This is a genomic window from Janthinobacterium sp. GW821-FHT03A03 (genome assembly GCF_059421435.1).
On record NZ_JBWKUZ010000035.1, the window covers coordinates 1 to 24,529 of the forward strand.

A 24,529-nucleotide genomic window follows, 5' to 3' on the forward strand; every position below is an offset into this window, starting at 1 on the left:
GCGCCATGCCGGACGCCGCGCCGCCCGCGGCGCTGCCCCAGGACCTGCCGCGCGAACCGCGCCAGCCGGCGGGCGCGGCGGAACAGCAGGCGATGATACAGGCGGCGGCGCAGGCGGCCGTGGCCGCCCAGCTGGCGCAAATGCCGCCGCCGGCGCCGCCCAGCCTGCCGCCGGTCATGGCGCCCGACAACAGCCAGATCCAGGTGCTGCGCAACGCGCCCGCGCCGCAGATTGCGCCCGGCGTGCAGCAGGGCTACCAGGCCCTGAATGGCGGCCAGCTGGGCGCGGCGCGCCAGCAGTATGAAGCCGTGCTGCAGCAGGACGCGGGCAACCGCGACGCCCTGCTGGGCCTGGCGGCCGTGGCCCAGCGCGAGCAGCAGGGCGCGCAGGCGGCGTCGCTGTATGTGCGTTTGCTCGAAATCAATCCCGACGATGGCGAAGCGCTGGCCGGCCTGATCGGCCTGCGCCAGGGCGACGTGGAGCAAAGCGAAGCGAAATTGAAAGCCATCCTGGCCCGTTCGCCCGACAGCGGCCCCGTACTGTTTGCGCTGGGCAATGTGTACGCCAAGCAAAGGCGCTGGAACGAGGCGCAGCAGCAATTCTTCCGCGCCTACAGCGCCGCGCCCGGCAACCCCGACTATGCCTTCAACCTGGCCGTGGGGCTGGACCGGCTGAACCAGCCGAAACTGGCCGCCACCTACTACCAGCGCGCCTTGAGCCTGGCGCAAACGGCGCCGGCCGCCTTCGACCGGGCCGTGGTGCAGGCCCGCCTGCGCGACCTGGGCGGCGCACCCGCGGCGGCCCCCGCGGCCGATCCCGCCGCACCCGTCATCATCAACCGTCAGGAATAAGCGTTACATGGCAGAACAGGCAAAACTTCCTCTCGGCAAGCTGCTGATCCAGAAAGGCGTGATCAGCGAGGACCAGCTGCGCATCGCCCTGATCGAGCAAAAGCGCAGCAGCGAGCCGCTGGGCAAGCTGCTCATCACCCTGGGCTTCGTCACGGAAGCGACGGTGCGCGAAGCGCTGAGCGAAAACCTGAAACAGGTGAGCGCGGACTTGTCCAGCCTGGTGGTCGACGCCATCGCCCTGAAGCTGATCCCGAAGGACGTGGCCAAGCGCTACCGCGTCTTTCCCATCGTCTACGAGCGGCAGGCGGACAATCTGATCCTGGCCATGGCCGACACCAGCAACATCGTTGCGCTCGATCAAATCAGCGCCATGCTGGTCAAGGGCATCACGATTTCCACCGTGCTCGTCAACGAATCCGATATTTCGCGCGCCATCGACCAGTACTATGGCTTCGAACTGTCGATCGACGGCATCCTGCACGAGATCGAGACGGGCGAAGTCAATTACCAGAGCATGGCCTCGCCGTCGGACGAGTACAGCCAGCCCATGGTGCGCCTGATCGACGCGCTGCTGGCCGACGCCGTGCAAAATGGCGCGTCCGACATCCATTTCGAGCCGGAACAGTCGTTCCTGCGCATCCGCTACCGCATCGATGGCATCCTGCGGCAAATCCGCAGCCTGCACAAATCGTACTGGCCGGCCATGGCCGTGCGCCTGAAGGTGATGTCGAACATGAACATCGCCGAGGCGCGCGCGCCGCAGGATGGGCGCATCAGCATCAAGTTTTCCGGTAGGCAAATCGATTTCCGCGCCTCGGCGCAGCCCACCACGCATGGCGAAAACTTCGTGCTGCGCGTGCTGGACCGGCAGAAAGGCATCGTCCCGCTCGATGCGCTGGGCCTGGCCGAATCGGAATTGAGCCTGCTCAAACTGATGATCGCGCGGCCGGACGGCGTGATCCTCGTGACGGGCCCGACGGGCAGCGGCAAGACCACCACCCTGTACTCGATCATCAACCACATCAACACGGAAAGCGTCAACATCATGACCTTGGAAGACCCGGTCGAGTATCCGATGAACATGATACGCCAGACTTCCGTCAACGATTCCGTCAAGCTGGGCTTTGCCGACGGCATCCGCTCGATGATGCGGCAAGACCCGGACATCATCCTGGTGGGCGAGATCCGCGACCGCGAAACGGCGGAAATGGCGTTTGCCGCCGCCATGACGGGCCACCAGGTGTATTCCACGCTGCACACGAACTCGTCCATCGGTTCCATCTCGCGCCTGCTCGATATCGGCATCCTGCCCGACATCATGGCCGGCAACATCATCGGCATCGTGGCGCAGCGCCTGGTGCGCCGGCTGTGTCCGCATTGCAAGGACAGCGTGCTGGCCGACAGCGTCGAGCGCCGCCTGCTGGGCCTGGCGACGGACGATGCGCCCGTGTCCATCTGCCGCGCCGTCGGCTGCGAGCGCTGCGCGCACCAGGGCTACAAGGGGCGGCTGGCCATCATGGAAATCCTCAAGATGACGGCCGAACTCGATGAATTGACGGCGCGCCGCGCCAGTGCGCGCGAGCTCAAGGCCGCGGCGCGGGCGGCCGGCTTCACGGCCCTCGTCGACGACGGCATGCGCCGCGTGCGCGAAGGCGTGACCACCCTGGAAGAAGTGGCGCGCGTGGTCGACCTGACGGATAGGCTCAGCTGATGGCGCAATATGTCTACCGCGCCATGGATGCGGCCGGCGCCCTGATTCCCGGCAGCATGGAGGCGGCCAATGTGCCGGACCTCGAGGCGCGCCTGCACCGCATGCAGCTTGACTTGATCGACTGCAAGATCACGGGCCAGTACCTGGTGCTGCTGGGCAAGCGCGTCATCCACCGCCGCGACCTGATCAACTTTTGTTTCCACATGGAACAATTGACGGGCGCGGGCGTGCCCATCCTTGAAGGCTTGAACGACTTGCGCGAAAGCACGGATCATCCGCGCCTGCGCGAAGTCGTCACGGACCTGATCGAAAGCATCGAGGGCGGCCTGCCCCTGTCGGGCGCGCTGGCCCAGCACGGCGACATCTTCGACGCCACGTTTACCAGCCTGATACTGGCGGGAGAACAGAGCGGCAAGATCGCCGACGTCTTCAAGAACCTGTCGGAGAGTTTAAAATGGCAGGATGAGCTGGCCTCGCAGACGCGCAAGATCGTCATGTACCCGATCATCGTCGCCCTGGTGGTGGCGGCCGTGACGTTTTTCCTGATGATTTACCTGGTGCCCCAGCTGACGGCCTTCATCCGCAACATGGGCGGCGAGCTGCCGCTGCACACGCGCGTGCTCATCGCCGTGTCGAACGTCTTCATCGACTACTGGTATCTGCTGCTGGCCTTGCCCGTGCTGCTGTTTTTCGGCCTGCGCGCGTGGATACGGCGCAGCGAGGCGGCGCGCTACGCCTGGGACGGCCTGAAGCTGAGGCTGTGGCTGGTCGGCCCCGTGCTGCACAAGATCATCCTGGCCCGCTTCGCCACGTTTTTCGCGCTGATGTATGCTTCCGGCATCACGATTCTGGAATGCATCCGCCTGTCCGAAGGCATCGCCGGCAACCAGGTGGTGGCCGCCGGCCTGCGCCGCGCGGCCCAGCTGATCAGCGAAGGCCATGGCGTCACGGCCGCCTTCCAGCACACGGGCATCTTCCCGCCGCTGGTGATCCGCATGCTGAAGGTGGGCGAAGCGACGGGTTCGCTGGACACGGCCTTGCGCAATGTCAGCTATTTCTACAACCGCGAAGTGAAGGAACTGATAGAAAAAGTGCAAGCCATGATAGAGCCGGCCATGACGGTCATCCTGGGCCTGCTGCTGGGCTGGATCATGCTCTCGGTGCTCGGTCCCATCTACGACACCATCAGCACCATGAAAACCTGAGGCCGCCGTGTTCCGCAAACAATTGCTCTATCTCACCAGCGACGCGCTCTGCGCCTACGACTGGGACCACGGCATGCTGGGCCCCGGCCAGGTATTTCCCGCCAGCGCCGCAGGGCTCGACGGTTTCGCCGCCTGGCTGGAAGACCCGCAGGCGCGCAGGCTCGACGTGCCCGCCTACCTGCTGACCGACCTCATCGAGGAAGACTTCCAGCACCAGCTGCTGCCCCATGTACGGGGCAAGGCGGGTCGCGCGCTGCTGGAGCGGCGCAAGCAGCAGTTGCACCGCGACACGCCCTACCGCGGCAGCACCCTGCTGGGCCGCGAAAGCGAAGGCCGGCACGACGACCAGGTGCTGTTCTTTGCGCTGACCAACCCTTCGCTGCTGCAGCCGTGGACGGAAGCGCTCGAACACTTGCGCGTGCCCGTGGCCGGCATCTATTCGACCAGCCTGCTGAGTATTGCCCTGGTGAAAAAACTCGCGCTCGCGCACGAACACCTGCTGCTGGTGACGCAGCAATCGGGCGGCTTGCGGCAAAGCTATTATGAAAAGGGCCAGCTGCGCTTTTCGCGCCAGACGGTGGCCATCGCGCTCGACGGCGTGGCCGTGAATATCGCGCTGGAAACGGAAAAAACCCGGCAATTTCTCACCAGCACGCGCATGCTGGCGCGCGGCGACGTCTTGAATACCGTCATCCTGGCGCCGGCCGCGCAGATCGCCAAGCTCGAACTGCTGTGCGATAACGGCGTGGAGGTGGCCTACCACTTCATCGACCTGCAGCTGGCGGGCCGGCGCGTGGGCTTGAAGCAGACGCCGGCGCTGGCCGACGAATTGCTGCTGACCTTGCTGGGCAAGCATCCGCCGCCCAGCCACTACCCGCCCGGCCCGCTGGCCCGCTACTACCACTTCCAGCGCGCGCGCAAGACGCTATATGGCGCCAGCGCGCTGATCGGCGCGTCGGCGGCCCTGTGGTGCGTGATTAACTTGCTTGGCGGCATCGCCGACGGGGCCGGCACGCAGCGGCTGCAGCAGGAAACGGCGTCCTACCAGGAGCGCTACCGCAGCGTCATGTCGACCCAGCCGCCGGCGCCGGCCAAGACGCAGAACATGAAAGTGGCCGTGACCCTGGGGCGCATGATCGCCAGCCAGGCGCCCGAACCGGGCCGCCTGCTGGGCGTGCTGAGCGCGGCGCTGGACCAGGCGCCGCAGATCAAGCTGAGCCAGCTGCACTGGAATGCGGGCCAGGCGCCCGCGCGCGCGGCCGGCGGCCAGCCGGCGCAGCGGCAGGGCGCGGGCGCACCGCCGGCCAGCGCCCTGGCCGGCGTGCCCGTCGCGCCGCCGCAGGCGCTGCGCCTGGAAGCGGACGTGGACATGCCGCGCAATGACTACCGCGCCGCGCTGGGCGCCATCACCGCCTTCGCGCAAACGCTGGCGCGCCAGCCCGGCCTGCGCGTGACGATCGAGGAAGCGCCGCTGGATTTGCGCTCCAGCGCCACCCTGTCCGGCAAGAGCGCCACGCCGGCCACGGACAGCCAGGCCCGCTTCACCCTTTTGCTCGTGTGGCAGCCATGAGCGGCCCCGTGAAACAGCCGCCGCTGCCCGGCATGAAGAAAGCCGCGGCGCCCGCGCGCGCCCTGCCCGCCTGGCTGGGCGAACTGCACCTGGTGCGCCGGGCCCTGCTGTGCTTTGCGCTGACCATGCTGGGCAGCCTGCTGCTGCTCAGCCTGAGCATCGCCTACCGCGCGCGCGCGGCGCAGCAACTGGACATGGCCTACCGCACGCACTCGGCGGCGGCCAGCCTGTTCAACCATGCGGAAGCGGAGAAGCAGGAAATCCGCGCCTACGAACCGCAATTCCTGGCCCTGCGCCAGCGCGGCCTGATCGGCGAGGAAAACCGCCTGGCCTGGATCGACGCCATCCGCCTGAGCCAGGAACAACGCAAGTTGTTGCCTATCAGCTACGACATCGGCGCGCAGCAAGTGCTGTCCGTGCCCTCGCCCATGGTGATGGGCCAGTACCAGCTGCGCGGCAGCCCGATGCAGCTGCGCATGGACCTGCTGCATGAAATGGATTTGCTGCACCTGCTCGACGACTTGCGCCTGTCGGGCTATTTCGCCGTGCAGGAATGCACGCTCAAGCGCAGCGGCGCCAGCGCGGCCGCGCCGGCCGCCATGCCTGCCGTCCTCAGCGCCGATTGCAGCCTGCTGTGGCTGACCCTGGGCAGCGTGGCCGTGCCCGCGCTGGGGCGGCCATGAAGCGCGCCGCCCTCCTGTGCGTGCTGCTGGCCGGCGCCGTCCCTTCCCTCCAGGCCCAGGTGCCGCAGCTGGGACGGCTGTTTTCCACGCCCGAGCAGCGCAGCGCGCTCGATGCGCAGCGCTACGGCAAGCCGGCGGCCGATCCCGCCCTGGCGCCGCCCCCGCCACCGCCGCCACCGCCGCCGCCCAGCCCGCCCGTCGAACTGAATGGCATGGTGCAGCGCAGCAGCGGACGCTCCACCGTCTGGCTGAACCAGGCGCCGCAGAACGAGCCGTACAACAGCCTGGCGCGCGGCCAGGACGGCATCCTGACGCTGCGCCTGTCGACGGGCCAGGTGGTGCTGCTGAAACCGGGCCAGCGCTACGATCCGGCCAGCGGCACGGTCACCGAAGCGCCGGAGAAACAGCCATGACGGCGCCAGCGCAACGCCAGCGCGGCGCCGCCCTGCTGTTGCTGGTCGCCGTGCTGGGCCTGGGCGCGGCCGGCTTGCTGATCGGCGCCTTCGGCCGCAACACGGGCGAGGCGGCGCGCCAGCAGCGCACCTTGCTCACCGTGGCGCAGGCGCGCGATGCCCTGCTGGGCTTTGCGGCGGCCAACGGCCGCCTGCCCCGTCCGGCAGCCTCCGCCCTCGACGGCCGCGAACGCCCCGCCGACTGCGCCGGCGACGCCGATTGCAGCGGTTTCCTGCCCTGGGTGGCGCTGGGCGTGACGGGCGTCGACGCCTGGGGCAAGCTGCTGCGCTACAGCGTCACGCCGGAAATGGCGCGCGCGCCCATCGTTTCATTTTCCGCCGTCGCCAACCGCGTCGTGCTGGGCCGCGACGCGCGCGGCGAACTCATGTATTTGGCGGGACAGGACTTGTGCGACGTCAGCGCCCAGTGCCTGCCCGCCGTGCTGTTTTCGCAAGGCAGGGAGCGCTTCGGCACATCCGCCAGCGGCGTGCGGCAGATCAATACGGCGCGCGGCAACGTCGACGAGGCCGCCAACGACAGCGACAGCCGCCGCTACGTCAGCCGCCCCGCCGCCCAGGACGGCGTGCCCGGCGGCGCCTTCGACGACATGCTGGCCTGGATCACCGTGCCGGCCCTGTACCAGCGCATGCGCGCCGCGCGCAACCTGCCATGAACGCCCGCCATCCGCAACGCCGCCAGCGCGGCTTTTCCCTCATCGAGATCGCCATCGTGCTGGTCATCGTCGGCCTGATGATAGGCGGCCTGGTCACGCCGCTGACGGTGCAGCTGGAGCAGCGCAAGGTGGCCGAGACGCAACAGGCGCTGGAAGAGGCGAAAGAAGCGCTGACGGGCTACGCGCTGCGCTACGGCTACCTGCCCTGTCCCGCCGTCTCGCCCATGAACGGCCTGGAAGACCGGCGCGGCGCCCGCTGCAACGGCGACAAGCGCGTCGGTTTCCTGCCCTGGGCCACCCTGGGGCTGCGCCAGGGCGACAGCTGGAACAATCTGTTCCGCTACAGCGTCACGCCCGCCTTCAGCGACAGCGAGCAGCAGTTCAACCTGGGCACGCCGCGCGACATCAGCATCGTCACGCGCAACGGCGGCCCGCTGCTGCAGGCGACGGCGCTGAACGACATCCCCGCCATGATCATGTCGCACGGCAAGAACAGCTTCGGCGCCACCAGCGTGCAAGGCCGGCGCCAGGCCGTGCCTGCCGGCAACAATGTCGATGAACGCAACAACGCGACGAGCGCCAACATCTATATCAGCCGCGCCGCCGGCGGCGCGCAGCAGCCGGGCGGCGAGTTCGACGACCTCGTCGTCTGGCTGTCGCCGAACATCCTGTTCAACCGCATGGTGGCGGCGCAAAGGCTGCCCCGCTGATGCCGCCAACGATGCTCCGGCCCGCCCTCACCATCGCCCGCTACACGCTGCTCGAGGCGCTGCGCAGCCGCCTGCTGTGGCTGTTCGTGCTGGCCGCCTGCGGCGGCGCCGGCCTGGCCGGCTTCCTGCAGCAACTGGCGCTGACGGAAAGCGCCGCCGTGCAGACGGCCCTGCTGGCGGCCGTCCTGCGCCTGGCCGGCGTCTTCCTGCTGGCCGCCTTCATCGTCACGAGCATGGCGCGCGAGGCGGCCGACAAGGGCCTGGAACTGCTGCTGGCCCTGCCCATGCCGCGCGCCGCCTACCTGCTGGGCAAGCTGCTGGGCTACGCGGCCCTGGCCGGCGTGCCGGCCGTGCTGTTCGGCCTGCTGATGGCGCGCTTCGTCCCGGCCGCCCACGGCGCGCTGTGGGCCGCCTCCCTGCTCGGTGAATTGTGGATCGTGGCCGCCTTCAGCCTGTTGTGCGCGGCCAGCCTGCAGCAGGCGCTGCCGGCCCTGGCCGCCACGGCCGGCTTTTATGTGCTGGCGCGCATGGTGGGCAGCCTGCAGCTGCTGGCGCACGGCGCGCAGGCGGGCCAGTCCTGGCCGCAGCAAGCGATGACGGGCGCCGTCGACGTGCTGGCCCTGCTCCTGCCCCGCCTCGACGATTTTACGCGCACGGAATGGCTGCTGTACGCCACCGGCGGCTGGCCGGCGCTGGCCGGCGTGGCGGCGCAGACGGCCATCTATGTGGCCTTGCTGGCCAGTGCCGCGCTGTGCGACTTTTACCGCCGCAATATCTGATGCGCGCCGCCCTGCGTCCCTGGTCCGCGGTGCCGCGCCGCCTGTGCTGGCTGCTGGCGGCAAGCCTGCTGCTGCAGCTGGGCTGGCGCCTGGCGCAGCAGCAGGCGCCGGCCCGGGCGCGGCCGCTGCCCGCCGCGCCGCCGGCAGCCGTGGCGCGCCTGGCCAGCCTGGGCGAACCGCTGGCCATGTCGAAGGCGATGCTGCTGTACCTGCAATCGTTCGAGGACCAGCCCGGCGTCAGCCTGCGGTGGCGCGAGCTCGACTACGAGCGCCTGGCCGGCTGGCTGGACACGGCGCAGACGCTGGACCCGCGCAGCCGCTACGCGCTGGTGGCCGCCAGCGAGGTATATGCGGGCGTGGCCGACCCGGCCCGCGCGCGGCGCATGCTGGCCTTTGTCGCCGCCAGCTTCGCGGCCGACCCGGGCCGCCGCTGGCCGGCCATGGCGCAGGCGGTGCTGCTGGCCAGGCACCAGCTGCACGACTTGCCGCTGGCCCTGACGTACGCGCGCGCGCTGCGCCGGCTGGCGACGGGGCCGCAGGTGCCGCCGTGGGCGCGCGAAATGGAAGCGTTCATCCTGGAAGACATGGACCAGCTCGACAGCGCCCGCCTGGTGATCGGCGGCCTGATACAGAGCGGCCAGATCAGCGATCCGCACGAACTGGCCTTCCTGGCCCGCCGGCTCGACGAACTTGCCAGCCAGATTGCCGCAAAGAAAGCAAATGCGCCGCCATGACCTGGCCCTTGAAATGCCGTGTCCGCAAGCGGCCATTTGCAGTAAACTGCCGTTAACGGGCTGCCTGCGGGGGCTGCCTGCCGCAGTCCCCGCAGTGGCTCCCGCAAGCCAACGTTTTTGATAAGGAATTCCCATGCCGCAACATCGCCAGCACGGCTTTACGCTCGTCGAAATCGCCATCGTCCTGGTCATCATCGGCCTGCTGCTGGGCGGCGTGCTGAAGGGACAGGGGCTGATCGACAGCGCCAAGGTGAAAAACATCATCCAGCAGTCCAATTCGCTGACGGCCGCCGTCAACGCCTACCAGGACAAATTCCGCGCCCTGCCCGGCGACGATATCCAGGGCACCGTGCACGTGCCCAATTCGGCCGGCAACGGCAATGGCGACGGCCAGATCGGCGACGGCCAGCCGCGCGAATTCACGCTGGCGCCGCAGCACCTGGCGCTGGGCGGCTTCATTACCGGCTCGTTCAACGGCACCTCGCAGTTCATGACCAGCGCCCAGGGCGGCGCCGTCTACCTGTACAACGATGAAGTGGGCGGGCGCGCCGGCAACGGCATCCGTTTCGACAACTTGCCGGAAGGTTATGCGGAGCAGATCGACAGCAAACTCGACGATGGCGTGGCCAGCACGGGTTCCGTCCGGGCGAACATGCCATATGGCAATACCGGTGCTATCATTCCCCGCACCGCCGTGTTTTTCTGACAAGGCAGTCACTATCAAAGGAATAGCATGTCACTGCACCGTAAGCTCATCGTCTCCCTGACCGCCGCCTGCGCCGTGCTGGCCGGCGGCGCGCAAGCCCAGTTCGTGGGGCCGTCCGTCGGTCCCGACGCGCCGAAGACGGTCGCCGCCGTCCTGAAAAATCCCGTCGACGACCAGGCCGTCGTGCTGCGCGGCCACCTGCTGCGCAAGGTCGGCAACGAGAAATACACCTTCTCCGACGGCACGGCGGAAATCCGCGTGGAAATCGACAATAAAGTCTTCATGAACCGCAAGATCGACGCCAGGACACTGGTGGAAATCCGCGGCGAAGTGGAAAAGGATTTCATGGAAAGTCCGGAAATCGATGTCGACGTGCTGACCGTCGTCCAGTAAGCCCCGCCTGGCTTCCCGCCCGGCGGGACGCATGCCCCCGCCCCCCCTGCGCGGCGCGGCGCCCTTCCCCTGTATGCCTTGTGCAACTCTTTTTTCGGGCCAGAAACTAGGCTTGTCAGAAGAATCAATTTCGTCTAGCATCTTTTCATTCAAGGTCAGCCAGCGCCAGCGCAAGCCTGCCTGTCGACTCATCCATTCTGGGAGCTTTCCGGGTGCAAGATTTGCCTTCGATACGCTCAAGAATTTCATGGCTGGTGCTCGCCTGGGTCCTCCCGACGTCGCTGGTCTTCATCCTGCTCGTGGCGCAAAGCTACACGCGCGAACGCGACCACGTCGTCAGCGAGACGGCGCAGGCGGCGCGCGCCGTGGCCGCCGCCGTCGAACGCGACCTGGGCGGCGCGCAGATGGCCGCGCGCATCCTCGCCCGGGCGCCCGCCCTGCAGGCCAGCGACAGCGGCGCCCTGCGCGCCCTGGCCGACGCCGTGCTGCCGCCCCCTGCCGCCGCCACCTTCATCATCTCCGACGCCTCGGGACGCCAGTTGCTCAATACGGCGCTGCCGGCCGCCCAGGCGCCGCCGCCCCTGCCGCAAAAATGGATGGCCAGCCTGCAGCGCGCGCGCGACGCCGGCCAGCCGCGCCTGACCAGCCTGCTCACGACGGCCGACGGCGCGCCGCAGCTGGCCCTGAACCTGCCGCTGCCGCGCCAGCCCGGCGGCGCGGGCGGCGCCTGGGTACTCACGGCGCTGTATCCGGCCGATTACCTGCCCATGCTGATGCGCGACCTGAACATGCCGCCCTACCTGGGCGCGGTCATCATCAACGCGGACGGCATCAACGTGGCGCGCACCCTGGCGCCGCAGCGCTACGTGGGCCAGCGCAGCGCGGCGCCCCTGCTCGAGGCGATGCGCCAGGCGCGCGAAGGCGTGCTGCGCCACGCCTCGCTGGAAGGCATCGACGTCTACACGGGCTTTCACCGGGCGCGCGGCGACGGCTGGACGGTGGCCGTCACGATACGCACGAGCACGGTGGCCGACGCCCTGCTGCGCTCGGTCGTCACGGGTTCCCTGATCCTGGCCCTGCTGCTGGGCGCCGCCTACGCGCTGGCCTGGCGCGTGGGCGGGCGCCTGGCGCGCACCCAGCACGAACTGACGCAGCAGATCCAGGCGCTGGCGCAGGGCAAGCCTTTGATATTGAGCAAACACTCGGACCGCGAATCGGCCGACATGGCCGACGCCCTGGGTGCGCTGGAGCGCGACCTGCGGCGCCACCGCACCCAGCTCGAAAGCCTGGTGGCCGAACGCACGCTGGCCCTGGAGAAATCCACGCGCCTGCTGGAAACCGTGTACGCGACAGCGCCCATCGGCATGCTGTTCGTCGACCGCGAGCTGCACATCGTCATGATCAACCAGTACCTAGCCGCCATCAACGGGGCCAGCGTGACGCAGCACCTGGGCCGTGCCGTGGGCGCCATGCTGTACGACGAGGCCGTGCGCGCGGAAGTGGAGCGCTGCCTGCGCCAGGTGCTGGAAACGGGCGCGCCCATCGTCGACATGGAGTTGAAGGGCCATAGCGGGCAGCAGCGCGAGCAGATCAGCCACTGGGTCGTTTCCTGCCACCCGATCTTCGGGCCGGAACAGCAATTGCTGGGCGTCTCCTGCCTGTGGCTGGACATTAGCGAGCGCAAGCGCGCGGAAGCGGAATTTCGCCGCTCCAAGCACCTGTTCGCCACCATCATCGAAAACATCCCGGCCATGGTCTTCGTCAAGCGCGCCGACAAGCTGAGCTTTGAAATGGTCAACCGCCATACGGAGCTGACACTGGGCCGTTCGCGCGAGCAACTGCTGGGCAAGACCGACCATGATTTCTTTCCGCCGCAGCAGGCGTCCGCCTTCGCCAGCGCCGACCGCAAGCTGCTGGCCACGGGCCAGATGGTGGAAATCGAACAGGAGGCGATCAACACGGCCGACGGCACGACGCGCCATTTCACCACGCGCAAGGTGGTCCTGCGCGACGACGCGGGACGCGCCAGCCACGTGCTGGGCGTGTCCATCGATGTCAGCGAGCGCAAGCGGGCCAGCGAAGTGCTGCACGCCACCACCTGGCGCCTGGAGCAGAGCGAGCGCTTCATCCGCACCGTCACCGACAACCTGCCCGGCATGGTGTCATACTGGGGCCACGATTTGCGTTGCCAATTTGCAAATAAATTCTACAACGAGTGGTTTGGCCGCAGCAGCGCCGAACTGCAGGGCATCCACATGAGCGAATTGCTGGGGCAGGAACTGTTCGACGTGTATGCGCCCCACGTCGAAGGCGTGCTGGCGGGCCGGCCGCAAAGCTTCGAGCGCGACTTGCTCGATCCCGCCGGCCAGGTGCGCCACACGTGGACCAACTACATCCCCGATTTCGACGACAACGGCGGCGTGCGGGGCTTTTTCGTGCTGGCCTCGGACGTGTCCGAACTCAAGCGCACGGAATTGCGCCTGCACGAGCTCAACGAGCAGATGGTGCGCGCGCGCGACAAGGCCGAGGCGGCCAGCGTGGCGAAGAGCGAGTTCGTCGCCAACATGAGCCATGAAATCCGCACGCCGATGAACGCCATCATCGGCCTGGCGCGGCTGCTGGAAGAGTCGCCGCTGGAGCGGCGCGAGCGCAGCTACGTGGGCAAGATCCAGATGGCGACCCAGTCGCTGCTCAACATCGTCAATGACGTGCTGGACTTTTCCAAGATCGAGGCGGGCCAGATGGTGCTGGAACAGCGCCGCTTCCAGCTCGAACGCATGCTGGGCAGCGTCGGCGTGCTGCTGGGCAACAGCGCCTGGGCGCGCGGCGTCGAGCCCGTCTTCGTGCTCGATCCCCGCGTGCCGGCAGAGCTGGTCGGCGACGCCCTGCGCGTGGAACAGATCCTGATCAACCTGGTGGGCAACGCCGTCAAGTTCACCACGCAGGGCGAGGTGGTGCTGTCCATCCGCAGCCTGGCCGAGGATGCGGCCAGCGTGACCCTGGAGTTTTCCGTGCGCGACACGGGCATCGGCATCGGCGCGGCCGAGCAGGAACACATCTTCGACGCGTTTTCCCAGGGCGACAGCAGCACCAGCCGCAAATACGGCGGCACGGGGCTGGGGCTGGCCATCTGCCGCCGCATGGTGGACTTGATGGGGGGCAAGATCAGCGTGAGCAGCACCCTGGGCGCAGGGTCGGACTTCCGTTTCCACTGCCGCTTCGAGCGCGTGGCGGAACTGGCCGGGACGGCGGCCGATGCGCCCGCCAGGGACGCGCCGCAAGCGCTGTCGCTGCTGATCATTGACGACAACGCCAGCGTGCGCGCCATGCTGGAAGACTGGTGCGCGGCGCAGGGCTGGCACAGCCGCAGCGCCGACGGCGGCGCGGCCGGCCTGGCCCTGCTGCGCGCCCACGCCGACGGCGCGCAGGCGGCGGACCTGGTGCTGCTCGACGCGGCTATGCCGGGCATGGACGGCATTTCCATGCTGACCGAAGCGCGCGCCGACGCACAGCTGGCGCTGCCGCCCGTGATCATGCTGGTGGCCGACCAGGACAGCGAAAACCTCGAACACCTGGCCGACAGCCTGATGCTCGCCGGCATCGTCTCGAAACCGGCCACGCCGGCGCGCCTGCTGGCGGCCGTGGCGGCCGTGCGCGATGGGCGCCATGGCAGCGGCGCGCCGTCCGTGCTGCCCGTCTCCACGCCCCTGTCGGGCTTGCTGGCCGGCATGCGCGTGCTGCTGGTGGAAGACAATGAAATCAACCAGGAAGTGGCGCAATACATCTTGCTGCACTCGGGCGCGCGCGTGGCCGTGGCCGCCAATGGGCGGCTGGCCGTCGACCTGCTCGCGCACACGCCGCACGCCTGGGACGTGGTGCTGATGGACTTGCAGATGCCCGTCATGAACGGCTATGAAGCCACGCGGGCCATCCGCGCGCTGGGCCTGCCGGACCTGCCCATCGTCGCCATGACGGCCAACGCCATGGACGAGGACCGCCTGCGCGCCATCGCCAGCGGCATGAATGCGCATGTGGCCAAGCCCATCGACGTCGACGACATGATCGCGACCCTGACGCGCCTGGTGCCGTCTGAGGCGGGCGCGGCCCGCAACGGCGCCGCCCCGTCCGGCGCTCCCGCCGCCGACACGCCGGAAGTGCCCGCCAGCCTGCCCGGCATCGACCTGGCGGCGGCCCTGCACCGCTTCGGCGGCGACTACGCCGCCTTCCTGGCCCTGCTCAAGCGCTTCGAGAATTCGCAGGGCGACGCCGTCGAGGAAACGCGGCGCCTGCTGGCCGCCGGCCAGGCGCGGCAGGCCGCGCAGCTGCTGCACCGCGTGTGCGGCGTGGCGGCCAACCTGGGCGCCACGCACATCGCCAGCCTGGCCGGCGACGCGGAAAAGGCGCTGAAAGCGGCACCGCCGCAGGCCACGGCAAGCCTGCTGCACCAGCTGGAACACGCGATGGCCGAAGTCATCGAAACGGCGCGCACCCTGCCCCTGCCGCGCAGCCAGCCTTTGGCGGCCGCGCCCGGCGACGGGCAGACCGACTTGCGCGCCGGCCTGGCCGACCTGCTCGTATTGATCCGCAACAACAATCTGAAGGCGCTGGCCCGCTTTCACGCCCTGCACCCCGCCATCCGGCAGTCAGACCGGGAGACGGCCCTGGCGATGGCCAATGCGATCGAGACGCTGAATTTTTCCGAAGCGGAAAGACTCGTGCTCGATCAGCTGAAACGAGAGGAAAACAAGTGAGCTGGACCAACCTTGCCATGAACGGGCGCATCCTCGTCGTCGATGACGCCATGGAAAATATCCAAATCCTGCACCAGCTGCTGCGCGAGGAGCACGAGGTGCTGTTTGCCCTGAGCGGGGAGAAGGCGCTGGAGATTGCACATAATCAACTGCCGGACCTGATCCTGCTCGACGCCGTCATGCCCGGCATGGACGGCTACGCCGTCTGCAACGCGCTGCGCGAGTCGGCCATCCTGAGCGCCATCCCCGTCATTTTCGTCACGGCCCTGAACCAGCCCGAGGACGAAACGCGGGCGCTGGAGGCGGGCGCCGTCGATTTCATCACGAAGCCGTTCAACGCAGCCGTCGTGCGCGCCCGCGTGCGCAGCCAGCTGACCATCAAGCGGCAGGCCGACGCCATGCGCGAACTGTCGCTGACGGACTCGCTGACGGGCGTGGCCAACCGGCGCAGCTTCAACGACGCCATGGACAGCGAATGGCGGCGCTGCGCGCGCGACGGCGTGCCGATGGCCATCATCATGGCCGACATCGACCACTTCAAGGATTACAACGACACCTATGGCCACCAGGCGGGCGACCTGTGCCTGCAGCAGGTGAGCGCCGCCCTGCGCCGCTGCGCCGTGCGCCCGCCCGACCTGCTGGCGCGCTACGGCGGCGAGGAATTCATCATCCTGCTGCCGCAGGAAACGCGCGACGGCGCCGAAGTGGTGGCCCAGCGCATCCTCGAGGAAGTGCGCGCGCTGCACATCGCGCACGCCAGATCGAGCGTCGGCCCGCACGTGACCGTCAGCCTGGGCATGGCCAGCGTCATGCCCACGGAAGGCATGGACCCCAGCGCCCTGATCCGCGCCGCCGACGCCCTGCTGTACCGCGCCAAGCAGACGGGACGGGACAAGTATTGCGCGTCGGAGGGCGAGTAAGATTTCTTATTTACGGATAGCAACGCATCAGGAACTCCGCCACGCACACGGGTTTCGTGTCGCCTTCCCTCTCCATGGTGACGGCCCAGTTCACCTGCGCCCCTTCCGGCACGTCCTCGACGGACAGGATGTCGAGCCGCGCGCGCAATCGGCTGCCCACGGGCACGGGGGCGGGAAAGCGCACCTTGTTCAGGCCGTAATTGATGGCCATGCGGATGCCGGCCATGTGCAGCGCCCCCTGCAGCATGGCGGGCAGCAGCGACAAAGTCAGAAAACCGTGCGCCACGGTGCAGCCGTACGGCGACTCGCGCGCGCAGCGCTCGGCGTCCACGTGGATCCACTGGTGATCGTCCGTGGCGTCGGCAAAGGTGTCGATGCGCTGCTGGGTGATGGCGAGCCAGTCGGACACGGCCACGTGCTGCCCCGCCAGCGCCTGGAAACCGGCGATGCCGGCGACGTCACGCATGGTGCTCTCCCGCCGGGCGGCGGCCGAACATGCCCATGCCCTCGACGGTGGTCACCACCTCGCCGTGCTGGTTGCGCACGCTCCACACGGAAATGACGATGCCGCGGTCCGGCTTCGACGTGGACGGGCGCACTTCCTTGACCTGGTAGGTCAGGTGCAGGGTGTCGCCCGCGCGCACGGGTTTGAGCCAGCGGATGCTGTCCAGGCCGGGCGAACCCATGCTGGACGAATGCCTGAGCAGATTGTCCACCACCAGGCGCATCATCATGCCGCAGGTGTGCCAGCCGCTGGCGATGACGCCCTTGAAGATGGTTTTTTCGGCGGCCGCATGGTCGACGTGGAATGGCTGCGGGTCGAAATCCGTGGCGAAGGCGATGATTTCCTTTTCTGTCACGTGGCGCTGGCCCAGGTCGATTTCCAGGCCTTGCGTAAAGTCTTCGAAATACCAATGCTTGGGTTTGATGTCGGTCAATGCGGTCATGCGGTCTCCGTCGGCAAGAAGCCCGGCTGGGCGATAAAGCGCTCGATGTGGTGCTCCACGTCGCCCAGGGTCAGGGCGATCATGGAGAGGCGCTTGAAATGGTGGGCAGCGGGCAATTCATCGGTGACGCCCATGCCGCCATGCAATTGCACGGCTTGCTGGCCGACAAAGGTGGCGGCCAGGCCCACGCGCGCCTTGGCGGCGGACACGGTGCGGCGGCGCTCCGCCGCGTCCTCGCTGCCGGCCTTGGCGGCGGCCAGCATGGCCATCGACCGGGCTTGCTCCAGGTGGATGAACATGTCGGCCATACGGTGCTGCAAGGCCTGGAACTTGCCGATCGGTGCGCCGAACTGCTGGCGCGTCTTCAAATAGTCGAGCGTGGCGGCAAAGATGGCGTCCATGGCGCCCACGGCTTCCGCGCACAGCAAGGCCGCGCCATAGTCGAGCGCCGCGTCTAGGATGGTCCAGCCCTGCCCCGCCTGGCCGACGAGGGCATCGTGGCCCAGCACCACTTGCACGAGGGTGACGGTGGCGGCGCGCTGGCCGTCGATGGTGCGGTAGTCGCGCACGGAAACGCCGGGCGCGTCCACGGGCACGAGGAACAGCGAAATGCCGTCCGTGTCATCCTGGCCGCCGCCGCTGCGCGCCGAGACGACCAGCGCGCCGGCCTGGGCGCCATGGATGACGACGGTTTTCTCGCCGTCCAGCACGAAACCGTCGCCGCTGGCGATGGCCGTGGTGGCGATATCGTGCATGTCGTGGCGCGCCTGGCGCTCGCCCAGCGCGCAAGCGAGTTTCAGGCTGCCGCTGGCGACCTGTTCCAGCACGGCGTCGTGGCCGCCCGCCAGGGTCAGAAAGCGCGCCCCAAGCACGGTGGCCAGGTATGGTTCGACCACCAGGCCGCGCCCCAGTTCCTGCATCACCAGCAGCATGTCGACGGCCGTGCCGTCGAAGCCTCCCGCGCTGGCCGGCAGCGGCAGGGCCGTCATGCCCAGCTCGGCCAGGGTGGCCCAGGCGGCATCGGACGTGCCCGTGTCGGAATGCATGATGGTATGCCGCGTTTCAAACGGGTAATCCTTGTCGACCCAGCGCCTGAGCGCGTCGGCAAACTGCTGCTGTTCCTGATTGAATTGGAAGTCCATGTCGTTTCCTTCTGCCTTACAGGCCCAGGATCATCTGCGTGATGATGTTTTTCTGGATTTCATTCGAGCCGCCATAGATCGATGTCTTGCGGTAATTGAAGTAATACGCGGCCAGCGGCGCGGCCAGGTCGTCGCCAGCGCTACTGTGGGGCGCGCCGCCGTCAAGAAATGCCGGATCGAATGGCAAGGCTTGCGGGCCGATGGCTTCGAGCATCAGCTCCGTCAGCTGCTGCTGCAGTTCCGAGCCGCGCACCTTCAGCATCGACGCCTGCGGTCCCGGCCCCTTGCCCTCTTCGCTGATGACGCGCAAGACCGTCATTTCCAGCGCCATCAATTCGATTTCCAGGGTGGCGACCTTGGCCGCAAACGCGGGGTCGTGCAGCAGCGGCGCGCCGCGCTTGCTCTGCTGCATGGCCAGCTGCTTGAGGAAGGTCAGCTCGCGCTTCGAGCGGCCGACGGCGGCGATGCCCGTGCGCTCGTGGCCCAGCAGGTATTTGGCATAGGTCCAGCCCTTGTTTTCCTGGCCGACCAGATTGCTGACGGGCACGCGCACGTTGTCAAAAAAGACTTCGTTCACTTCGTGCTCTTCATCGAGCATGATGATGGGGCGCACGGTGATGCCCGGCGTTTTCATGTCGATCAGCAAGAAACTGATGCCTTCCTGCTTGCGCACCGTGCTGTCCGTGCGCACCAGGCAAAAGATCATGTCCGCGTGCTGGCCCAGGGTGGTCCAGGTTTTCTGGCCATTGACGATGTAATGGTCGCCGTCGCGCTCGGCCGTGGTTTTCAGCGAGGCGAGGTCGGAACCGGCACCGGGTTCGGAATAGCCCTGGCACCACCAGTCGTCGCAGTTCAAGATGCGCGGCAAATAATATGCTTTTTGTTCGGCGCTGGCGAAGGCCATGATGACGGGCGCCACCATGTTGACGCCGAACGGCAAAATGGGCGGCGTGGCGGCGCGCGCGCACTCGTCTTCCCAGATGTGGCGCTGCACGGCCGTCCAGCCCGTGCCGCCGTACTCGACGGGCCAGGCCGGCGCGGCCCAGCCTTGCTTCGCAACAATCTTGTGCCAGCGCACGTAGTCGTCGCGGTTCAGGCGCAAATGCTGGCGCACCTTGCGCTGCAAGTCCGCCGGCAGATGGGTGTCGAGGAAGGCGCGCACCGTGTCGCGGAACGCCGTCTCCCCGGCCGTGTAATGCAGGTCCATGTCTGTCTCCTTGTTCTTATGAGTTGCCGTGATGACTGCACGCAAGGAAGCTCAGCGCACAAAAAAGCACGATCGTTCTCAATGATTGTACAACAGATTGGGAGGCGCGCCAGGGCTTTTACACAGGCCGGCGCCGGGTGGAACGGGCCGGCTGGCGGCCCGAAGCCGCCGTTGGCCTCTCGTCTATGTGTGCGACAGAATATTGACGAGCTTGCCGAAAGGGTCGCGCACGAAAAACCGCCTGACGCCCCAGGGTTCATCGGCAGGACCATATTCAATAGGGAACCCCGCCCCACGCATGCGTGCCAATGCGGCATCGACGTCATCGACTTCGATGGAAAGGTCGGGCACAGCGGTGTTCGAGCCGCCTTGCGTCGCGAAGCTCACTTGAACGCTCATCTCGCTTTGCGAACCATACGTCACGATCCAGCCATGGTCCATCAACAGGCTCAGGCCCAGCACGTCCTCGTAAAAAGTGCGCGCCAGGCGCGGATCCGACGCCGGGAAATTTGCAACGATACGCTTGACTTGCATATTTTTCCTCCATGTCAATAGAAGCTTCGATCTCCATTTCCCAATCCTGCTCAAAATCGTCATCCACGTCTGCGGACATGTCCGCTTCTGACGAGATTGCCACTTTACGCGATTACCTATTGAGCAACATCCCGCGTAGCAGCAATTCCAATGCGGCCACTCCTGTTATCAAGCGCGCATTGCCTTCGTCGCCGTCTGCGATCCAGAACGCCCCTTCTGCCAGGCTGCCGTAGATCAGCGCAGCCAGTGCCTGTGGGCAAGCATCGGCCACGATGCCTTGCCGAATCAGCTGCTGGATAAGCCCCTGCATCGACTCGAGGCAATGGCGCTGCGAGTCCGGTGAAGCGCCGCCCAAAACCGCCCTGGCATCGCGTAAAACGATGCGCTGAATCTCCGGTTCCAACGCCATCTCCAGATAGGCACGGCAGCGGCTGCGAAAGCCTTCCCACAGGTCTTCGGCGCTGTCGGAGATGGCTTGCAGGCGGCCATCCATTTCCGCGTCGATTTGCTCCACCACGGCCAGCAGCAAGCCCTTCTTGTCGCCGAAATGATGATACAGCGCACCACGCGTCAGACCTGCCTGCGCGGTGAGGTCGTCCATTGAGGTATCAGCATAGCCGCGTTCGCTGAACACTTGGCGGGCAGTAGCCAGCAACAATGCGCGGGTTTCTTCCATTTCCACACGGGTGCGGCGAACCATTGCTTCCTCCTTACATACGTAGCGTATGATTATTTACATTCACAGCGTATGAATATATACTATTCATACGCACTGTATGTATTATCACTGCCACCTGGCTCCGTTGCAAGTAGGCATGCGCCGTTTATCGAATGATCAGATGAAGGATATGAATCATGAGTACGTCTCCCAACGTTGCCACAGAAGCCGTTGTCCGCCATCCGTGGCTGGCGGTCAGCGCCGTCGGCATGGCCACCTTTTCGGTCGTGACGACGGAGATGCTTCCGGTCGGCCTGCTGACACCGATTGCCGACACCCTGGACACTTCCACGGGAACCGCCGGCCTGATGATCTCGCTGCCGGCATTGCTGGCGGCCTTGTTCGCGCCGCTGGTCGTGGTCGCATCGGGAAGTCTGGACCGGCGCAGCATTCTGTGTGGTTTGCTGAGTCTGTTGGTAATCGCGAACATTGCCTCGGCCTTGGCGCAGAACATGGCGTGGATGCTGGCGGCCCGTGTGCTCGTCGGTTTTTGCATGGGCGGCATCTGGGCCATCGCCGGCGGCCTCGCTTCCCGGCTTGTTCCCGCCCGCTCGACTGGACTGGCAACGTCGCTTATCTTCGGTGGAGTGGCGGCCGCTTCCGTGCTGGGTGTGCCGCTTGGCGCACAAATCGGCGACGTTGCAGGATGGCGCTGGGCCTTCGGCGTCATGGCGCTGTTCAGCAGTCTGTTACTGGCGCTGCATCTGGCTGTCATTCCCGCCCTGCCCGCTGCCGGTTCGACGACCTGGCGCCAATTCGGCAAACAGCTGCGCAACAGGCAATTGCAAGCGGGGCTGCTTCTGACCTTGTTGCTGGTGACCAGCCATTTCATGGCCTTTACCTTCGTGCGTCCGCTTCTGCTGTCGGTGTCGGGATTGGATACGCAATGGCTGGGCGCACTGCTGTTTTTCTATGGCTGCGCGGGCATCATTGGAAACTTCCTGGCGGGTGTCGTTGCAGCGCGGCGCACGGCGCCGGCCATTATCGCCATCTCGGGCGGCCTGCTGCTCACGCCACTGCTGTTCCTGGCTGTCGGCGATTCCGGCATCGGCGGCGGCGTGGTGTTGCTGGCCTGGGGACTGGCCTACGGCGGCGTTTCGGTCGGCCTGATGACCTTGATGATGAAGACGGCGCCCGGGGCCGTGGAGATCGTTGCCGCGCTGTATGTGGGCGTCTTCAATATCGGCATCGCGCTCGGGGCGTGGGCCGGTGGCCAAGCCGTGGACAGGCTGGGCTTCAGCGCCAACCTCTGGCTTGCCGCAGGATTCGCCGCTGCTGCCTTGCTGCTGTCTGTTGGCATCGGCTTTATGGAAGCCCACAAGCAGCGTGGCACGGCAAGGGATTGACCGTGGGCGCCATCAGCCATACAAATGCAGCAGCACCTGCACGGCCACGATCTTGACAATGGTCATGCTGGGGAAAATCATCGCGTAGCCCAGATTCGGGCGGTCCGACCTGGCCAGGCGGTTGGCGAACACCAGTACGGCCGGGTTGCCCGTGGCGCCGGCCGCGATGCCCAGCAGCTCGGGAAACGGCAGGCGCAGGAAGACCTTGCCCAGGATCACCACGAGGGCCACCACCACCAGCACCGAAACAAAGCCGAGCGCCAGCATGGGCAGGCCGTCGGCGCCCACCTGCTGCACGAAAGGCAGGCCGGAGGCCATGCCGACGGCGGCGAGGAATATGGTCAAGCCGTAGTTGCGCATGACCAGGTTGGCCGACAGGGGCAAACGCCAGCTGATCTTGCCGACACGGCCCAGGCGTCCCAGGATCAGCGCCATCACCAGCGGGCCGCCCGCCAGGCCCAGGCTGAACGAGCCTATCCATGGCAACGGTATCGGCACCAGGCCCAGCAGCACACCCAGCACCATGCCCATGCCCAGCGACACATAGCTGAACTCGGCCGTGGCCGTGATGGAATTGCCGAACAGCTTGCGCACGTCGGCCGCATGTTTCGCTGGCGCAATGACCATCACGCGGTCGCCGAATTCCAGCGTCAGGAACGGGTGCGGCAGGATCATGGCGTCGCCGCGGCGGATGAAGGCGATCTGCAGGGGGAAGTCTTTCGCCAGGTTCAGTTCGCCCAGGGGCACGCCGACGATTTCCGCGTCCGACACGAACACTTCCGTGCCGTCGAACGCGCGGCGGTCCTTCATCAGCCGGCCCGGGTCCAGGTGGCCCAGGGCCGCGCGCGCCGCCTCCACGCCCGCCACCGTGCCCGACACCATCAGCGCATCGCCCACGCCGAGCACCAGCGAGGGATCGGGCAAGCGGTTCTGGTGGCCCTGGCGCACGCCGATCACCTGCACGCCCGCCAGCGGGCCGTCGGCCAGCTCGGACAGGGCCGCGCCGGCCAGTGTTGCTGCATCGATGGTGATTTCCGACACGATGATGGGCGCCGGCGGCGGCGTCAGCACGGGTTTTAATATCCGCCCGGCCAGGTACAGGCCCAGCATGGGGGCGACGACGCCGAACGGATACGCGACGGCATAGCCGACGGCCGCGTCGCCATTGCCGTGCGACGCTTCCAGCGCCGCCTGCAAGGCGGCCGTGCTGGTCATGGCGCCGGCAAACACGCCGCTGGCCATGCGCAGCGAGATATCGATCCACTGCCCGCCCCAGACGCAGACGGCCAGGCCGCCCATGACGGCGGCGAAGGCGACCAGGTTGTGTTTCTGCCCCGCGCCGCGCAAGCCGGCGAAAAACTGCGTGCCGTACTGCACGCCGATGCCATATAAAAACAGCAGCAGGCCGATGGAACCGACCAGCGGCGGCGGCACGGCGCCGGGGGCGAACGCGCCCAGCGCCAGCCCGGCGAACAGCACGCCGCCCACGCCCAGCGAAAAACCGAACACGCTGATGCGCCCCAGCGCATAACCGGCGCCGATGACGAGAAACAGGGCCAGGATGGGCGTGGACTCCAGCGTGTGGCGAAATAATTGAAGCATCAGGAACCTTGGTCTGGGGAAGGCCCAGTTTAGCATGCACAAAAGCAACACAATGATGCAAGGACAATCAAGCGTGCGCCGGTTTGCGGCATAAAAAGGGCAAAAAAAAAGCCCGCTGCGGGAGCGGGCTGAAGCTAATTCCTGTGAGGAAGTAGAGGAGACAGGTGCAATGATGCCGCATTGCAACATAGCTATCCAATTGTATGTTGTGATGATAGAAATATGTTTTATCAATATCTCGTCAGGCTGTTCCAAATATGATCAGCGTGCGATGGCTTCCTTGCGGGCGGATCGCCAGCACGCGGGCTTGCTCCACGCTCACGCAAGCGTGCGGCGCAAACCCCTTGGCCGCCGTTTCCGCGTCGCGCGCGATGCCTTGCGGATCATTGATCACGTCATACTCTGCACGCTTGAAAAACAGTTGCTCGATACGGGCAGCGGCGTTTCCTGCCGGCTGCGGCTTGACGACGATGAGCGACCAGCTCTCGTCACCCCGAAATTGCTGTTGCTTCAGGAAGGCGTTGACCCTGTCCGCCGGAGGCGCCGGGCCGGCCAGCTCGCTCTGATACAGCGCCAGCGGGCACAGCAGCGTGCCGGCCGGCCACCCCATATCAGGCAGCGCCGCGACCGCGCCCGGACGCAGCTGGGCCAGATGGCGGTCAAGCCGGTGCCGCTCCTCCGAGCAGGCGCAGAGCGCCATCAGGGCAAGCATGCCGGCGGCGCGCAACAAAGGCTTCATCAGCGCATCTCCTTGTCTATGGTGAAGCAAGGGTATAGCAAAGGATGGCGCCGTGGAAGCCGGCACGATGCTGCGCAACTGTCCAGTCCTAAAATAGGTTGACAGTATTTATTGCTGCACAAACGCCCGATGCACCGCATCGGGCGTTTTGTACT

General features: G+C 66.7%; 23 protein-coding genes. 15 read left to right on the top strand and 8 right to left on the bottom strand.

Translation table 11 applies throughout. The features are described 5' to 3' along the window. The 14 genes from AC07VI_RS28835 to AC07VI_RS28900 form a co-directional block, all read left to right on the top strand. Positions 1-851: tetratricopeptide repeat protein (locus AC07VI_RS28835; RefSeq protein WP_494808839.1), on the top strand; the 851-nt coding region annotated here is incomplete at its 5' end. A gap of 7 nt (positions 852-858) precedes the next feature. Then, positions 859-2,562, top strand: a complete 1,704-nt coding sequence (locus AC07VI_RS28840) for a GspE/PulE family protein (protein WP_086148523.1) — start codon at positions 859-861, stop codon at positions 2,560-2,562. Further along, complete coding sequence (locus tag AC07VI_RS28845) at positions 2,562-3,767, top strand: type II secretion system F family protein (protein WP_086148524.1); 1,206 nt, start codon at positions 2,562-2,564, stop codon at positions 3,765-3,767. Before AC07VI_RS28840 ends, AC07VI_RS28845 begins: the two co-directional genes overlap by 1 nt. Before the next feature lie 7 nt (positions 3,768-3,774). Beyond that, a complete protein-coding gene (locus AC07VI_RS28850) occupies positions 3,775-5,337 on the top strand; it encodes a hypothetical protein (RefSeq protein WP_099375668.1) in 1,563 nt (520 codons plus the stop codon). 8 nt (positions 5,338-5,345) lie between these two features. Continuing rightward, complete coding sequence (locus AC07VI_RS28855; protein WP_253252023.1) at positions 5,346-6,020, top strand: hypothetical protein; 675 nt, start codon at positions 5,346-5,348, stop codon at positions 6,018-6,020. After that, on the top strand, positions 6,017-6,433 hold the full coding sequence (locus tag AC07VI_RS28860; RefSeq protein ID WP_492994718.1) for a hypothetical protein: 417 nt from the start codon (positions 6,017-6,019) through the stop codon (positions 6,431-6,433). The genes AC07VI_RS28855 and AC07VI_RS28860 overlap by 4 nt, the downstream gene beginning before the upstream one ends. Then, entirely contained in the window at positions 6,430-7,146 is a 717-nt protein-coding gene (locus tag AC07VI_RS28865) for a hypothetical protein (RefSeq protein ID WP_099376147.1), read from the top strand. The genes AC07VI_RS28860 and AC07VI_RS28865 overlap by 4 nt, the downstream gene beginning before the upstream one ends. Further along, positions 7,143-7,856: a type II secretion system protein gene (locus tag AC07VI_RS28870; protein WP_099376148.1), complete on the top strand. Its 714-nt coding sequence runs from the start codon at positions 7,143-7,145 to the stop codon at positions 7,854-7,856. Before AC07VI_RS28865 ends, AC07VI_RS28870 begins: the two co-directional genes overlap by 4 nt. Continuing rightward, entirely contained in the window at positions 7,856-8,635 is a 780-nt protein-coding gene (locus AC07VI_RS28875) for an ABC transporter permease subunit (RefSeq protein ID WP_086148554.1), read from the top strand. Before AC07VI_RS28870 ends, AC07VI_RS28875 begins: the two co-directional genes overlap by 1 nt. Then, on the top strand, positions 8,635-9,369 hold the full coding sequence (locus AC07VI_RS28880; protein WP_099376149.1) for a hypothetical protein: 735 nt from the start codon (positions 8,635-8,637) through the stop codon (positions 9,367-9,369). Before AC07VI_RS28875 ends, AC07VI_RS28880 begins: the two co-directional genes overlap by 1 nt. A gap of 133 nt (positions 9,370-9,502) precedes the next feature. Continuing rightward, positions 9,503-10,075, top strand: coding sequence for a prepilin-type N-terminal cleavage/methylation domain-containing protein (locus AC07VI_RS28885; protein ID WP_086148565.1), 573 nt, complete (start codon positions 9,503-9,505; stop codon positions 10,073-10,075). A 27-nt stretch (positions 10,076-10,102) separates the two neighbouring features. Beyond that, positions 10,103-10,468, top strand: a complete 366-nt coding sequence (locus tag AC07VI_RS28890) for a YgiW/YdeI family stress tolerance OB fold protein (RefSeq protein ID WP_492994722.1) — start codon at positions 10,103-10,105, stop codon at positions 10,466-10,468. Between the two features lie 254 nt (positions 10,469-10,722). Next, positions 10,723-15,219, top strand: a complete 4,497-nt coding sequence (locus AC07VI_RS28895) for a PAS domain-containing protein (protein ID WP_492994724.1) — start codon at positions 10,723-10,725, stop codon at positions 15,217-15,219. After that, entirely contained in the window at positions 15,216-16,139 is a 924-nt protein-coding gene (locus AC07VI_RS28900; RefSeq protein WP_086144867.1) for a diguanylate cyclase domain-containing protein, read from the top strand. The genes AC07VI_RS28895 and AC07VI_RS28900 overlap by 4 nt, the downstream gene beginning before the upstream one ends. 10 nt (positions 16,140-16,149) lie before the next feature. Here the strand turns inward: AC07VI_RS28900 and AC07VI_RS28905 are convergent, their stop codons facing one another. The 6 genes from AC07VI_RS28905 to AC07VI_RS28930 form a co-directional block, all read right to left on the bottom strand. Beyond that, positions 16,150-16,605, bottom strand: coding sequence for a MaoC family dehydratase (locus tag AC07VI_RS28905; RefSeq protein WP_086144866.1), 456 nt, complete (start codon positions 16,603-16,605; stop codon positions 16,150-16,152). Beyond that, on the bottom strand, positions 16,598-17,086 hold the full coding sequence (locus AC07VI_RS28910) for a MaoC family dehydratase (protein ID WP_086144865.1): 489 nt from the start codon (positions 17,084-17,086) through the stop codon (positions 16,598-16,600). The genes AC07VI_RS28905 and AC07VI_RS28910 overlap by 8 nt, the downstream gene beginning before the upstream one ends. Beyond that, a complete protein-coding gene (locus AC07VI_RS28915; RefSeq protein WP_086144864.1) occupies positions 17,083-18,228 on the bottom strand; it encodes an acyl-CoA dehydrogenase family protein in 1,146 nt (381 codons plus the stop codon). The genes AC07VI_RS28910 and AC07VI_RS28915 overlap by 4 nt, the downstream gene beginning before the upstream one ends. Before the next feature lie 16 nt (positions 18,229-18,244). After that, positions 18,245-19,435, bottom strand: coding sequence for an acyl-CoA dehydrogenase family protein (locus AC07VI_RS28920; protein WP_086144863.1), 1,191 nt, complete (start codon positions 19,433-19,435; stop codon positions 18,245-18,247). A 183-nt stretch (positions 19,436-19,618) separates the two neighbouring features. Continuing rightward, positions 19,619-19,969 (bottom strand): VOC family protein, encoded by a 351-nt coding sequence (locus tag AC07VI_RS28925; protein WP_086144862.1) that lies wholly within the window; start codon positions 19,967-19,969, stop codon positions 19,619-19,621. A gap of 112 nt (positions 19,970-20,081) precedes the next feature. Beyond that, complete coding sequence (locus AC07VI_RS28930; RefSeq protein WP_086144861.1) at positions 20,082-20,669, bottom strand: TetR/AcrR family transcriptional regulator; 588 nt, start codon at positions 20,667-20,669, stop codon at positions 20,082-20,084. A gap of 155 nt (positions 20,670-20,824) precedes the next feature. Here AC07VI_RS28930 and AC07VI_RS28935 point away from each other — a divergent pair, with 155 nt between their 5' ends. Continuing rightward, positions 20,825-22,033, top strand: a complete 1,209-nt coding sequence (locus AC07VI_RS28935; protein WP_086144860.1) for an MFS transporter — start codon at positions 20,825-20,827, stop codon at positions 22,031-22,033. 12 nt (positions 22,034-22,045) lie between these two features. Here the strand turns inward: AC07VI_RS28935 and AC07VI_RS28940 are convergent, their stop codons facing one another. Then, complete coding sequence (locus AC07VI_RS28940) at positions 22,046-23,635, bottom strand: aspartate:alanine exchanger family transporter (protein ID WP_086144859.1); 1,590 nt, start codon at positions 23,633-23,635, stop codon at positions 22,046-22,048. A gap of 241 nt (positions 23,636-23,876) precedes the next feature. Beyond that, positions 23,877-24,374, bottom strand: coding sequence for a hypothetical protein (locus AC07VI_RS28945; protein ID WP_492994728.1), 498 nt, complete (start codon positions 24,372-24,374; stop codon positions 23,877-23,879). Between the last annotated feature and the right edge of the window lie 155 nt (positions 24,375-24,529).

Coding starts and splice junctions, on each gene's coding strand:
- AC07VI_RS28840 (WP_086148523.1), top strand. CDS start 859: ATGGCAGAACAGGCAAAACTTCCTCTCGGCAAGCTGCTGATCCAGAAA.
- AC07VI_RS28845 (WP_086148524.1), top strand. CDS start 2,562: ATGGCGCAATATGTCTACCGCGCCATGGATGCGGCCGGCGCCCTGATT.
- AC07VI_RS28860 (WP_492994718.1), top strand. CDS start 6,017: ATGAAGCGCGCCGCCCTCCTGTGCGTGCTGCTGGCCGGCGCCGTCCCT.
- AC07VI_RS28865 (WP_099376147.1), top strand. CDS start 6,430: ATGACGGCGCCAGCGCAACGCCAGCGCGGCGCCGCCCTGCTGTTGCTG.
- AC07VI_RS28870 (WP_099376148.1), top strand. CDS start 7,143: ATGAACGCCCGCCATCCGCAACGCCGCCAGCGCGGCTTTTCCCTCATC.
- AC07VI_RS28875 (WP_086148554.1), top strand. CDS start 7,856: ATGCCGCCAACGATGCTCCGGCCCGCCCTCACCATCGCCCGCTACACG.
- AC07VI_RS28880 (WP_099376149.1), top strand. CDS start 8,635: ATGCGCGCCGCCCTGCGTCCCTGGTCCGCGGTGCCGCGCCGCCTGTGC.
- AC07VI_RS28885 (WP_086148565.1), top strand. CDS start 9,503: ATGCCGCAACATCGCCAGCACGGCTTTACGCTCGTCGAAATCGCCATC.
- AC07VI_RS28890 (WP_492994722.1), top strand. CDS start 10,103: ATGTCACTGCACCGTAAGCTCATCGTCTCCCTGACCGCCGCCTGCGCC.
- AC07VI_RS28905 (WP_086144866.1), bottom strand. CDS start 16,605: ATGCGTGACGTCGCCGGCATCGCCGGTTTCCAGGCGCTGGCGGGGCAG.
- AC07VI_RS28910 (WP_086144865.1), bottom strand. CDS start 17,086: ATGACCGCATTGACCGACATCAAACCCAAGCATTGGTATTTCGAAGAC.
- AC07VI_RS28915 (WP_086144864.1), bottom strand. CDS start 18,228: ATGGACTTCCAATTCAATCAGGAACAGCAGCAGTTTGCCGACGCGCTC.
- AC07VI_RS28920 (WP_086144863.1), bottom strand. CDS start 19,435: ATGGACCTGCATTACACGGCCGGGGAGACGGCGTTCCGCGACACGGTG.
- AC07VI_RS28925 (WP_086144862.1), bottom strand. CDS start 19,969: ATGCAAGTCAAGCGTATCGTTGCAAATTTCCCGGCGTCGGATCCGCGC.
- AC07VI_RS28930 (WP_086144861.1), bottom strand. CDS start 20,669: ATGGTTCGCCGCACCCGTGTGGAAATGGAAGAAACCCGCGCATTGTTG.
- AC07VI_RS28935 (WP_086144860.1), top strand. CDS start 20,825: ATGAGTACGTCTCCCAACGTTGCCACAGAAGCCGTTGTCCGCCATCCG.
- AC07VI_RS28940 (WP_086144859.1), bottom strand. CDS start 23,635: ATGCTTCAATTATTTCGCCACACGCTGGAGTCCACGCCCATCCTGGCC.
- AC07VI_RS28945 (WP_492994728.1), bottom strand. CDS start 24,374: ATGAAGCCTTTGTTGCGCGCCGCCGGCATGCTTGCCCTGATGGCGCTC.